General features: G+C 68.5%; 11 protein-coding genes. 9 read left to right on the forward strand and 2 right to left on the reverse strand.

Annotated features, from left to right (window positions below; all coding sequences use genetic code 11):
* Positions 1-2: 2 nt before the first annotated feature.
* The 8 genes from ACX80N_RS13270 (at position 3) to ACX80N_RS13305 (ending at position 7,942) form a co-directional block, all read left to right on the forward strand.
* A complete protein-coding gene (locus ACX80N_RS13270; RefSeq protein WP_459339777.1) occupies positions 3-1,319 on the forward strand; it encodes a cysteine desulfurase in 1,317 nt (438 codons plus the stop codon).
* Entirely contained in the window at positions 1,320-1,772 is a 453-nt protein-coding gene (gene sufU, locus ACX80N_RS13275) for a Fe-S cluster assembly sulfur transfer protein SufU (protein ID WP_459339778.1), read from the forward strand.
* Positions 1,773-1,872: 100 nt separating this feature from the next.
* Positions 1,873-3,132 (forward strand): MFS transporter, encoded by a 1,260-nt coding sequence (locus ACX80N_RS13280; protein WP_459339779.1) that lies wholly within the window; start codon positions 1,873-1,875, stop codon positions 3,130-3,132.
* Between the two features lie 133 nt (positions 3,133-3,265).
* Entirely contained in the window at positions 3,266-3,592 is a 327-nt protein-coding gene (locus ACX80N_RS13285; protein ID WP_459339861.1) for an ArsR/SmtB family transcription factor, read from the forward strand.
* Positions 3,593-3,716: 124 nt separating this feature from the next.
* Positions 3,717-4,373, forward strand: a complete 657-nt coding sequence (locus ACX80N_RS13290) for an ANTAR domain-containing protein (protein ID WP_459339780.1) — start codon at positions 3,717-3,719, stop codon at positions 4,371-4,373.
* A 236-nt stretch (positions 4,374-4,609) separates the two neighbouring features.
* The gene (locus tag ACX80N_RS13295; RefSeq protein ID WP_459339781.1) at positions 4,610-6,136 is read left to right on the forward strand and encodes a SulP family inorganic anion transporter; all 1,527 of its coding nucleotides are present in this window, start codon (positions 4,610-4,612) and stop codon (positions 6,134-6,136) included.
* A 162-nt stretch (positions 6,137-6,298) separates the two neighbouring features.
* Positions 6,299-7,642 carry a Na+/H+ antiporter NhaA gene (gene nhaA / locus ACX80N_RS13300; protein ID WP_459339782.1) on the forward strand — a complete coding sequence of 448 codons (1,344 nt, stop codon included), beginning with the start codon at positions 6,299-6,301 and terminating at the stop codon, positions 7,640-7,642.
* Between the two features lie 135 nt (positions 7,643-7,777).
* Positions 7,778-7,942, forward strand: a complete 165-nt coding sequence (locus tag ACX80N_RS13305; protein ID WP_459339783.1) for a hypothetical protein — start codon at positions 7,778-7,780, stop codon at positions 7,940-7,942.
* Between the two features lie 119 nt (positions 7,943-8,061).
* On the opposite strand, the gene ACX80N_RS13310 is transcribed toward ACX80N_RS13305, so the two are convergent.
* Positions 8,062-9,477, reverse strand: coding sequence for an LCP family protein (locus tag ACX80N_RS13310; RefSeq protein WP_459339784.1), 1,416 nt, complete (start codon positions 9,475-9,477; stop codon positions 8,062-8,064).
* Positions 9,478-10,005: 528 nt separating this feature from the next.
* Between ACX80N_RS13310 and ACX80N_RS13315 the strand changes: the two genes are divergently transcribed.
* Entirely contained in the window at positions 10,006-11,205 is a 1,200-nt protein-coding gene (locus ACX80N_RS13315) for an AI-2E family transporter (RefSeq protein ID WP_459339785.1), read from the forward strand.
* Positions 11,206-11,288: 83 nt separating this feature from the next.
* On the opposite strand, the gene ACX80N_RS13320 is transcribed toward ACX80N_RS13315, so the two are convergent.
* Positions 11,289-12,851, reverse strand: a complete 1,563-nt coding sequence (locus tag ACX80N_RS13320) for an alanine/glycine:cation symporter family protein (protein ID WP_459339786.1) — start codon at positions 12,849-12,851, stop codon at positions 11,289-11,291.
* Between the last annotated feature and the right edge of the window lie 67 nt (positions 12,852-12,918).

Genomic DNA, 12,918 nt, shown 5'->3' on the forward strand with positions numbered 1-12,918 from the left:
CCGTGCCCGTCGTCGAAACGCCCGTCACGCTCACCCCGTCCGACGCCGGGCTCACCGACGCCGAGGTGCACCGCATCCGCAACGACTTCCCGATCCTCGGCACCGAGATCAACGGCAAGCCGCTGATCTACCTCGACTCCGGCGCCACCTCCCAGAACCCCGTGAGCGTGATGGAGGCGGAGCAGGAGTTCTACGAGCAGCGCAACGCCGCCGTGCACCGCGGTGCGCACACGCTCGCAGTCGAGGCCACCGACGCCTACGAGGACGCACGCACCGCCGTCGCCCGCTTCATCGGCGCCCGCACCAGCGAGCTCGTCTGGACCTCCAACGCCACCGAGGGCATCAACCTCGTGGCCTACGCGATGTCCAACGCGGCCGCCGGCCGCGGGGGAGAGGCGGCGCGCCGCTTCGCCGTCGGACCCGGCGAGAACATCGTGGTCACCGAGATGGAACACCACGCGAACCTCATCCCCTGGCAGGAACTCGCCGCCCGCACCGGCGCCGAGCTGCGCTTCCTGCCCGTGGACGACGACGGTGCCCTGCGGCTCGAGGACGCGGCAGGCGTGATTACGCCGGCCACCCGGCTCGTGGCGTTCTCGCATGCCTCCAACGTGCTCGGCACCATCAACCCGGTGGACGAGCTCGTGCGGCTCGCGCGGTCCGTCGGCGCGCTCACCCTGCTCGACGCATGCCAGTCCGTACCGCACATCCCGGTGGACGTGAAGGCCCTCGACGTCGACTTCCTGGTGTTCTCCGGTCACAAGATGCTCGGCCCCACCGGGATCGGCGCCCTGTACGGGAGGGCGGAGCTGCTGAACGCCATGCCGCCCTTCCTCACCGGGGGCTCCATGATCACCACCGTGACCATGGAGCGCGCCGAGTACCTGCCGTCCCCGAACCGCTTCGAGGCGGGGACGCAGCGCATCTCCCAGGCCGTGGCCCTCGGCGCCGCGGCGAACTACCTCTCCGAGACGGGCATGGGACGCATCGAGGCGTGGGAGACGGCTCTCGGGGCACGACTCGTCGAGGGCCTGGAAGCGATCGACGGCATCCGCGTCCTCGGGCCGCGCGCGGGCATGCCACGGATCGGCCTCGCCGCGTTCGACGTCGACGGCGTGCACGCCCATGACGTGGGGCAGTTCCTCGACGACCGCGGCATCGCCGTGCGTGTGGGCCACCACTGCGCGCAGCCGCTCCATCGGCGCCTGGGCCTGACCGCCACCACGCGCGCCAGCACCTACCTGTACACCACCACGGACGAGGTGGACGCGTTCCTCGACGCGGCCGCCGAGGTCCGCCCTTTCTTCGGAGCGAAGTAGATGAGCACCGGCCTCGAACAGCTGTACCAGCAGATCATCCTCGACCACGCGAAGGCCCGGCACGGCTCGCCCCTGCAGGAGTACCTTGGTGCGGGCAGGGCGGGTGAGTCCCACCAGCTCAACCCCGTCTGCGGTGACGAGATCACCCTGCGGGCGGGGGTGGCCGAGGGCAGCGTCACTTCCGTGACCTGGGACGGTGCCGGCTGCGCCATCTCCATGGCGTCTGCGTCCGTGCTCACAGACCTGGTGCAGGGGCTGCCGCGGGACGAGGTCCTCTCGCTCATCGATGCGTTCCGCGAGGTCCTGCGGTCGCGTGGCCGGATCGAGGCGGACGAGGAGGTGCTCGGGGACGCAGCCGCGTTCTCCGGCGTCTCGCGGTTCCCGGCCCGGGTGAAGTGCGCCATGCTCGCGTGGGTGGCGCTCGAGGAGTCCCTGCTGGCGGCCAACGCCTAGCCCCCACAGCCTCGCGGGGCGGGCCCAGCATCCGGGTTCATACGTGCGTAATCACGCACTTATGCTGGTGCGACCTGCTCCTGCACACGACGGGCCCGTCATGCTCTCTGTCCTGCGCCACCCGGCGTACCGTTCCCTCTTCACCGCGCAGGTCGTCGCCCTGCTCGGGACCGGCCTGCTGACGGTGGCCCTGGGCCTGCTGGCCTTCGACCTGGCCGGCGGGCAGGCAGGCGCGGTCCTGGGCACCGCCCTAACCATCAAGATGGTCGCCTACGTGTTCGTGGCCCCGCTGATGGCTGCGCTGGTCGAGCGGCTGCCGCGCAAGGGCGTCCTCGTGGGCGCGGACCTGGTGCGCGCAGCGATCGCCCTGAGTCTCCCGTTCATCGACCAGGTGTGGCAGATCTACGTGCTGGTGTTCATCCTGCAGTCGGCGTCAGCGACGTTCACGCCGGCGTTCCAGGCGCTGATCCCCGTGGTCCTGAAGGAGGAGCGGGACTACACGAAGGCACTGTCATTGTCCCGGGTCGCGTACGACCTCGAATCCCTCGCCAGCCCGCTGCTGGCAGCATCCCTGCTGGGCGTGATGTCCTACCAGAACCTGTTCGTGGGGACGATGGCGGGGTTCCTCGTCTCGGCGGCGATGGTCCTCACCACGAGGCTGCCGGTGATTCCCCCCTCGCAGCACCAGGGGTCCCTGCTGCAGCGCACCACCCTTGGCACCCGTGTCTTCCTGCGGGAACCGTCGCTGCGCGGGTTGATGGCGCTGGACCTCGTCGTGGCGAGCGCCACAGCACTCGTCCTGGTCAACACGGTGGTCTTCGCCCGGGATCTCTTCCCGGGATCGAACACGGATGTCGCGCTCGCCCTGGCCTGCTACGGGGCGGGTTCCATGCTCGTCGCCGTCGTCGCGCCCCGGGTCCTCGAGCGGACCCCGGACCGTACGTTCATGCTCGTCGGCGGCAGCATCCTGCCCCTGGGCCTGTTCGGGGCAGCGCGCATCGCGGAGACCGCCGACTCCTGGACACTGCTCCTCGGCCTCTGGGTCCTCCTCGGCATCGGGACCTCCATGGTCAGTACCCCGTCCTCACGCCTCCTGCGGCGGGTCGCCTCCGACGACACCCGCAGCTACCTCTTCACCGCCCAGTTCTCCCTCTCCCACGCCTGCTTCCTCCTCGCCTACCCCGTGGCGGGATGGGTGGGTGCCGCAGCCGGCCAAACCGCAGCCGCCCTGGTCCTGGGCGTCGTCGCACTGGCCGGCTTCCTCACCGCGCTCGCCGTGTGGCCTGCCCGGGACAGCACGGCGCCCGCGGCAACGACGGCGGCACCGGGAGCCAGCAGAGGCCCCGGGGGTGACCGGTAGCGTAGGAGCACGACGGGCGGCAGGGACACGAGGGGAGGTGGCGGACATCGACGAGCGGCACACCAACCGGGGCGGCGCTTCCCCGTAGGGAGCGGTCGCGCCTGCGGCCCGGTCAGCAGGCGCTGCGCCGAGCCTGGTCCATCCGGAGGAGCCGGACGCACGCCGCCTCGAGGCGGGCGCGGCGACCTTCCGCATGCTCGCCGATCCCACCCGGCTCCATCTCCTCTGGCTGCTCACGCGCGGACCGGCCGACGTCGGCACCCTGGTCGGGGCGACGGGCGCGAACCGCACCGCCGTCAGCCAGCACCTGGCCAAGCTCCGGCTCTCGGGCCTGGTGTCCACGCGCAAGGAGGCCCGCAACGTGGTGTACAGCATCATCGACGGGCACCTGGCCCGGCTCGTCCTCGAGGGCATGAACCACGCGGACCACCGCGTGACGGGCGAGCCGGTCCACGAGTAGGACCCCAGGCGGCGGGCGACCGGGCGCAAGCGGAATCTGTGGGGCCTTCTTGCTATTCTTTCCAGCTGAACGGTGTTAAGAAGCCAGCGCCGTCCCAGCACGCTACGAATGGGTGCCGCCGCAGATGCATACACCCCCCGAGGAAGATTCCCCCACGGACCGACGGTTCGTCCCGCCGGTCGAGCTCTTCGAGCACTCGCCCACCGGCACGTTCCAGTACTACTTCGACACCGACGCCTTCCACTGGTCCGACGAGATGTTCGCCATCCACGGCTACGAGCCGGGCGAAGTGGTTCCTACCCTCGAACTCGGCATGAGCCACTTCCTGCCCGAGCTGCGCGAGCAGGCTGCCGCATACTGGGCGGAGGCCCAGCTGATCAGCGGCCCCCGGTCCACCTACCTCACCCTGCGCGACGCGCGCGGAGCCCAGCGTCAGGTGCTGATCGTGGGAGACCAGATCCAGCACGAGGACGCCGTGATCGGTGTGTGGGGGATCATGATCGACGTGACCAGTTCCGTCCGTGTGGACTCCCACCGGCTCGCCAACGAGGCCGTGGCGGCGTCGGTGCTGGGACGCGGTGTGATCGAGCAGGCCAAGGGCATCCTCATCGGGCAGACCGGTGTCACCGCCGACCAGGCCTTCCACCTCATCAGCCAGCGCAGCCAGGACACCAACCGCAAGGTCACCGCCCTGGCCCGGGAGATCGTCGACCGCGCGTCGAGCATCGCCGGCGACGACCAGGCCCTCCGGACCGCCCGGACGATCGTCGAATCCTTCTGACCCGGACGGACACCGCTGATCCCGGTGTATCGCGGTGTCGTCGATGTCCGGCGATCTGCCGGCCCCGGCGATCCCTGCGTGACGACATAGACTGAGGCGACTCCCGGAGCGTCCCGAAGTGTACGATCGCCGCGCTCCTGCGCGGATCCGAGGTACGACGGCGTACGTGCGAGTCCGTCCCCATGGGCCCCCACCCCGTCGTCTCCTGCACCCCCACTGCACGAAGGAACCCCACCATGTCTGCAGCCGTACCTCCCGCGACCCTCCGGGCGCCCACCCCCGTCGAACGCCAGTCCGTCGCCCGCACGCTGCGCAACCCCCGCCTGCTGAAGACCGAGGTCCTCGCCGGGCTCGTCGTCGCGCTCGCCCTGATTCCCGAGGCGATCGCGTTCTCGATCATCGCGGGCGTCGATCCGCGCCTGGGCCTGTTCGCCTCGTTCACGATGGCGGTCTCCATCGCCTTCCTGGGCGGCCGCCCGGCCATGATCTCCGCTGCGACCGGCGCGGTCGCTCTCGTGATCGCGCCCCTGGTCGCCAGTCACGGGGTGGACTACTTCATCGCCGCGGTCATCCTCGGGGGCATCTTCCAGGTCATCCTCGGCCTGGCCGGGATAGCGAGGCTCATGCGGTTCATCCCCCGCTCCGTGATGGTGGGCTTCGTCAACGCTCTGGCGATCCTGATCTTCATGTCGCAGGTACCGGAGCTCATCGGGGTTCCCTCACTGGTGTACCCGATGGTCGCCGTGGGACTCCTCATCGTCTTCGGGCTCCCGCGCCTGACCAGGGCGGTCCCCGCGCCCCTGGTCGCGATCGTCGTCCTCACCGTGTTCGCCGTCCTGGCCGACATCCTCGTGCCCACCGTCGGCGACAAGGGCGAGCTGCCCGAGAGCCTGCCGTCCCTGTTCTTCCCGAACGTCCCGCTCAACCCCGAGACCCTACGGATCATCGCCCCGTTCGCCCTGGCCCTCGCCGCCGTGGGCCTGCTCGAGTCCCTGATGACCGCGAAGCTCGTCGACGACATCACCGATACCCGCTCGAACAAGACCCGTGAATCCTGGGGCCAGGGAGCCGCCAACATCATCACGGGATTCTTCGGCGGCATGGGTGGCTGCGCGATGATCGGCCAGACCATGATCAACGTCAAGGCCTCGGGCGCCCGCACCCGGATCTCCACGTTCCTCGCCGGGATCTTCCTGCTCATCCTCGTCGTGGCCCTCGGCGACGTCGTAGCCCTCATCCCCATGGCAGCCCTGGTCGCGGTGATGATCTTCGTCTCCATCGCGACCTTCGACTGGCACAGCATCAAGCCCTCCACCCTCAAGCGCATGCCCAGGAGCGAGACCACCGTGATGCTCGCCACCGTGATCGTCACCGTCTGGACACACAACCTCGCGATCGGCGTGGGTGTCGGCGTGCTCGTCGCGATGATCGCCTTCGCCCGCCGGGTCGCCCACCTCGTGACCGTCGAGCGGACCGAGGACATCGTGGACGGAGACCGGCACGCGACCTACACCGTGAATGGCGAGCTCTTCTTCGCGTCCTCCAACGACCTCTATGCCCAGTTCGAGTACGCCACGGACCCGCACCGGGTCACCATCGACATGCACGGCTCCCACCTGTGGGACGCCTCGACCATCGCGGCCCTCGACGGCGTCCAGGAGAAGTACCGCACCCACGGCACCGACGTGGAGATCGTCGGCCTCAACGAGGCCTCCACGATGATGCGCGAACGCCTCGGCGGGAAGCTCGGCGCCGGTCACTGAGGCGGCACACCTCGGGTCTCACGTCCACTCCTCGCAGCGCGGTGTCCGACATCGGTCCGTCCCTCCTGGGCGGCTCGAGGTGGGTAGAGTAGGGAGAGGTGAGCCGGGAAGTCTGGTCGGCAGGTTCTGTCGTCGACCCCGATTCCCCCTAGGAGTTCCCCCATGACCGATAAAGCACCCGACCGCCCCGCCGCGCCTGCCGGGATCCTCGGCCGCGGCACCTACCCGGAAGCCCTGCGCATCGGCGAGATCCTGCGCAAGGAGACCGTGGGCGGGATCCTGCTCGTCATCGCCGCAGCCGTGGCGATCATCTGGGCCAACTCGCCCGCCGCCGAGAGCTACTTCGCCCTGCGGGACTTCCGCATCGGCTACGCGCCGTGGCACCTGGAGCTGAGCCTCGGCGCATGGGCGGCGGACGGTCTGCTCGCCGTCTTCTTCTTCCTCGTCGGTCTGGAACTCAAGCGCGAGTTCGTCGCCGGGGACCTGCGCAAGTTCTCCAAGGCGATCGTCCCCGTGGCGGCTGCCTTCGGCGGCGTCGCCGTGCCGGCGATCATCTACGCGGCCATCAACCTGACCAGCCCCGAGACCCTGCAGGGCTGGGCGATACCCACGGCCACGGACATCGCGTTCGCCGTCGCCGTGCTGGCCATCGTCGGTTCCCATCTGCCCAGCGCGCTGCGGATCTTCCTGCTCACCCTCGCCGTGGTCGACGACCTCCTGGCCATCACCATCATCGCGGTGTTCTACTCCGACGATCTGCATCTCACTCCGCTGCTGCTGGCCCTGATCCCGCTGGCACTGTTCACCGTGCTCGCACAGGTGTACCGGCGCTTCTTCGGGCTCAAGCCCGCCGCCGCCTGGTTCATCCTGCTCCCGCTCGGCTTCGCCACCTGGGCGCTCGTGCACGCCGGCGGCATCCATGCGACGGTCGCGGGCGTCCTGCTCGGTTTCGCCGTCCCCGTCATCCGCAGCCAGGCGAGCGGTGGACCCGGTGCGGGTCCCGGACTGTCCGAGATCTTCGAGCACCGCTTCCGCCCCCTCTCCGCAGGCTTCGCCGTCCCGGTCTTCGCGTTCTTCTCCGCCGGCGTCGCCATCGGCGGGTGGACCGGCTTCCTGTCGGCTCTGTCCGATCCCGTCACCCTGGGCATCATCGCCGGACTCGTGTTGGGCAAGCCCATCGGGATCGTGGGGACCACCTGGCTGCTGACCCGCCTCACCCGGGTCAACCTCGACGCCTCCCTGAAATGGGTCGACCTCATCGGGGTGGCCCTGCTGGCCGGCATCGGCTTCACCGTGTCCCTGCTGATCGCGGATCTCAGCTTCGGTGACGGTGGGACCACCAACGACCACGCCAAGGTCGGCATCCTCACCGCATCCCTGACCGCGGCCCTCCTGGCCTCCGTCATCCTGCGCATGCGCAACCGGCACTACCGCGTCCTCGAAGCCGAGGAGCGGGTCGACGCCGACGACGACGGCACCCCCGACGTCTACCAGGGCCGGTCATAGCCCGGCCCCGGCCCGCCCCACTCATCGAGCCGGACGATGTGGAGTCCGTCACTCTCTTGCCCCGGCCTGCTCCTAATGGGGCCTCGCGCCTGACCGGATGTACGAGAAGCCGGTGATCACGGACATACTGGACAGATGAAACCCCTGTTGATTGCCCTGGCCCTTGTCGCCCTCGTTCTCCTGATCGTCGGCATCGCCGTCGAGACCCTGAAGTTCCTGCTCTACATAGGACTCGTCGTCCTGGTTGCGTCGGCCGTCCTGCTTCTGCTGCAGCGCGTCCGGTCCCGAGCACACCGATAGGGGACAGCCCGCCCACGGCGTCGACGCGCACGTCGGGCTGCGGGTCCGACGATGATCGGAGGTTGCATCCCCTGGGGATGCAGCCTCCGATCTGCTGTCTGCTTCCTCCCGGATGAGACCTAACCGAAGGGGTTGGTGTCCTGGCAGGACACCTGGTCCGCCGTCTGGTTGACGGTGCCGGTCACGTCCGGCGCGGCCAGCTGGTCGAGACCGTCCTCGGCGTCGGTTCCGACGTAGATCTGAACTCCGTAGATCGAGTCGTCCGAGGAGACGGTCGTCACGGGTACCCCCAGTGCTGCGGCGACGGCTGCGGCCGCATCGGCGAAACCCTCGCTGTAGTAGATGCCGGTCACCGGGGTGGCTGGAGCGGGCATCGCCTGGGCGCCTGTGAAACCGGCATCGCGGAGCGCCTCGACCGCTGCAGGGACGAGCGCCGGGTCCGCCGTGCCGTCGGCGACGGTCACGGGTACATCACTCGCACTCGTGTCCTGGGGTGCTCCGGTGCTACCGTCCTCGTCCCCCGTGGGGGAGTGGTCTTCCCGCTCGTCCGAAACCGGGGTGGTGAGGTCGGCGCTCTCCCGCAGGACGGCGAAGAGCGCCGAGGCGGTCTGTCCGTCCAGTTGCAGGCGGTTCGGGTCCGCCGCGGGGACGGTCGGGACGGCGATGAAGTTGACGTCCGCAGGGTCGATGTCCTTGAGCCTGTCGGCGATGGTGACCATCGCGGGGATGGAAGCGAGGCCACTGTCGACCGTGAGATTGCGCGTCAACGCGTCGGCGATGCGAAGGATCCGTTGAGGATTGCGCAGCGTGCCTTCGTCCGTGACCTTGCGCGCCAGTGAACCGAGGAACGCCTGCTGGGCCTGGATCCGCCCGAGGTCGCCGCCGTCCCCGAAGGCTGCCCGTGCACGGAGGAAGGCCAGGGCCTGCTCGCCCTGCACGCTGGAGGTGCCGGCCGGCAGCTTCAGGCCTGACTTCGGTTCATCGACGGCCTCGGTGACGCACACGTCGACGCCCCCGACAGCGTTGGAGAGCTCTGTCACGGCGTGGAAATCGGCGAGCATGAAGTGATCCACCTCGAGTCCGGTCACCGCGTTGACGGTGTCGACCGCGCACCCCGGGCCCGCGTCCCGCATGGCGCTGTTGATCATGGCCCCGGGCCGGGCATCGAAGGCCTGCCCGCTCTGCTTGTCGGTGCAGGACGGGATGTCCACCAGGAGGTCCCGCGGGAAGCTCAGGACGTTGATCGTGTCATTGTCCTCGGAGATGTCGACGAGCATCATCACGTCCGATTGACCGTATCCCTCGGAGTCCTTCTCCGCGCCGTAACCATCGTTCGACCCGCTCCTCGTATCGGATCCCAGGACCAGGATCTGAAGGCGGTCCGTCCTGTCGTCCGTGACCCCCTCGGAGCGCTCGCCGCCTGCACTGAGGTCGAAGGAATCGACATTGGTGATCAACCGCACGGCCCAGAAACCACCGAACGCGACGACGGCGGCCACGGCCGTGATGACGACCAGCGACACCAGGCGCAGCATCCTGGGCCGCCTCGGAGGTCCAGGGACGGAACTTGCAGCGACGAGGGTTCCTTCTCCGGGATAGATCGGTGGGCGGGCGGCGTTGTGCACTGGCTCGCGGGTCAAACGGAGGTCCCTTCATCAAGTGGCAGCCCTGCACCAGGGAGTCGGCTGCAACCGGTCGCAGCCGAGCCCCTGGTGCAGGTGCGTACTCGGGCACGGTCCCCGGGGATACGGGCTCGACGGCCACGACCCGGTTGCGGCGTGGCCATCGGTGCCCCGGAGCAGTCGGCGGTCGGCCTGTCACGATAGCAGTCCCCACTGGACGCTCGCTGGGGATCAGGCCGGTCCCCGAAGCTCCAGGCCGTGGACTCATCCTCCACATCACGGCCGGCCATCGATCCTGTCACGGAACAGCAACCGAGGCCCCCATGAGGGAACCCGACCGACCATGCCTGTTAGCGTGGAACCGGTGAAATTCCCTCCCCGCACCCTGATGCCCACCGTGCTCACGATGACGGACCGGATCACCCCCAGGAGAGGTCAGGCATGACCGATGAGCAGGAGTCCTCCTCGTCCGGCACGGGCGAGGAGCAACGCGGAGCCACCTCCTCGCGGGCGATGCTGGAGCGCATCCGCGGGGGTGCAGTGCTCTCGGCCCTGACGACGACGACCGCCATTCTCGGGCGGGTACTCATCATCGCGATAGCGATCGCAGGAGTGATCTACCTCCTGTCCGAGCTGTGGGTGATCGTCCTCCCTCTGATCCTGGCCCTCCTCCTGTCCTCGATCCTCTGGCCCGTCAACAGGATCCTGCGCACGTTCCTGCCGAGAGCAGCAGCGGCAGCCATCGCCGTCCTGGGGCTCCTCGCGGTCATCATGGGTGTGGGGTGGACCGCAGCAGTCCTGTCCGTGGACGGGATCCGCGATCTCTCCGGCCGGGCTGTGGACAACGTCCGCATGCTGGGGGACTTCGCCGAGTCGCTGCCCTTCACCGTGCCCGACGTCGACGATCTCATCACGTCGGGACTCGCCTGGCTCCAGACCCACGCCGGTGCGATCCTGTCGCAGGTCTCCTCCGGACTGGGCACGGTCGGATCGATGACAGTGACAGTGCTGCTGGCCGTGGTCCTCACCTTCTTCTGTCTGAAGGACGGAGATCGCTTCCCCCGGTGGCTGCTGCGATGGACGACCGGGACGGTCTTCGTGCACATCGCGGAGGTAGCCACGAGGAGCTGGAGAACACTCTCCGCCTATGTGTCGTCGCAGGCCGCCGTGGCACTCGTGGACGCCGTGTTCATCGGTCTCGGGTTGTGGGTCCTCGGGGTGCCGCTCGCTCTGCCCCTGGCGGTCCTGATCTTCTTCGCAGGGTTCCTGCCCGTCGTCGGAGCCGTCGCGACCGGACTCCTTGCGACGCTCGTGGCCCTCCTGTCCGAGGGCTGGGTCACGGCGCTGGTCGTCCTGGGCATCGTGCTGCTCGTGCAGCAGCTCGAGAGCAACGTCCTGCAGCCGATCCTCGTGGGCAAGTCACTGGCGCTCCACCCGGCCGTGGTACTCACGGGAGTCACTGCAGGGGGCTCGCTGTTCGGCATCGTCGGAGCGTTCCTGGCGACGCCCATCGTCGCCGTCGCCATGGTGATGTTCCAGTACTCGAGGGAGCAGATGCTCGAACCCGCCGCCGTCGCCCACACCGACGCCGGCAAGGACCTGATCAGGACCGAGACGGAGGCCCAGGCATTCGAGGGGTAGACACGAGCGGAGGAGAACGTCGGTAGTGGGGATCAGGTCCACCGGTGGTGTCCTGCCACACCTGGTCCGGCAGGGTGTCGGTGCTACTTCTCGGGCTGCAGTTCGCCCTCCTCCAGTCCGAGGATGAGGAGCTTCCCGCTCTTGCGATCCGCGAGGTAGGCGCGCATCTCACGCTTGATCACGGGCAACAGGAAGTACACCCCGAGGAGATTCACGAAGGCGCAGACGAACAGTGCTGCGTCGGCGAAGCTGATGACCTGGCTGAAGGTGAGCACGCAGCCGGCGACGGTGAAGAACAGGAAGATGACCTTGTAGGTGAGCTCGGCGATCTTCCCGCGCCCGAACAGGAACTCCCAGGCCTTGAGCCCGTAGTAGGACCAGGTGATGAGGGTGGAGTAGGCGAAGAGGATGACGGCGATCGCGAGGACGATCGGGAACCACGGGAGGACGGTGGCGAAGGCGTCGGAGGTGAGGATGACGCCGTCGGGGGTGTCCCCTCCGCCCTGCACCTGGTCGATGCCGGCCTGGAGGCTGGGAGCCCCGGCGATGATGATGGCCAGGGCGGTCATGGTGCAGATCAGGACGGTGTCCACGAGCGGTTCGTAGAGGGCCACGAAGCCCTCGCTGACCGGGCGGCGGGTCTTGACGGCGGAGTGCGCGATGGCCGCCGAACCGACGCCCGCCTCGTTGGAGAACGATGCGCGCTGGAAGCCGACGATCAGGACGCCGAGGATGCCTCCGGCGATGCCCTGGGGATTGAAGGCACCGGAGATGATGGCCCCGAATGCTGCGGGGACCTGCTCGATGTTGGCGATGATGACGAACAGGCAGGCGAGGACGTAGACGCCGCCCATGGCGGGGACGAGGCGTGAGGTGGTGGCGCCGATCGACTTGATGCCGCCGAGGATGACGACCGCGACCAGGAACGCCAGGACGACCCCGAAGATCAGGGCCGCACCGGCGCTGCCGAGGAACCCGTCCTCACCGCCGGTGACGTTCTGCACCTGCGCGAACGTCTGGTTGGCCTGGAACATGTTCCCGCCGGCGAAGCCGAAGATGAGGATCGCGACGGCGAAGATTCCGGTCAGGATCTTGGCCGGGATGCGCCCGAGTTTCCGGAACGCGATGGGCAGGTACTTGAACGGGCCGCCGCTGATGGACCCGTCCTCGTGGACCTCGCGGTACTTGACGCCGAGCGTGCACTCGGCGAATTTCGTGGCCATACCGATCAGGCCGGCGCAGATCATCCAGAACGTTGCGCCCGGACCACCGAGCGCCATGGCCGCACCGACACCGGCGATGTTGCCCAACCCCACGGTCCCCGACAGGGCCGAGGTGAGGGCCTGGAAGTGCGGGACCTCGCCCGGGTCGCTCTTGGACGAGTACCGTCCCCGGACCACCTCGTAGCCGACCCTGAGCCCGCGCAGTTGCGGAACCCCGAAGTAGATCGTGCAGACCAGCCCGGCGAGGATGAGCCATGCCACGACGGCCGGGAAGCTGACATCACCGATGGTGATGGGGAAGAACACGATGCTCGAGAAGATCTCGGTCGGCTTCGCGAACGCGGTGTTGATGGCCTCGTCGACCGCGGCCAACCAGCCGACTTCGTCCGTCACGGCCATGGGAAAGAGTCCGGTGATCGTCATCCATCTACGGAACACCGCCACGGGCAGGAAGGCAACAGTTGGGCGGCTCCATTTTCGATGTCTCCCG

This window comes from Arthrobacter sp. MDT2-16, from assembly GCF_054510925.1.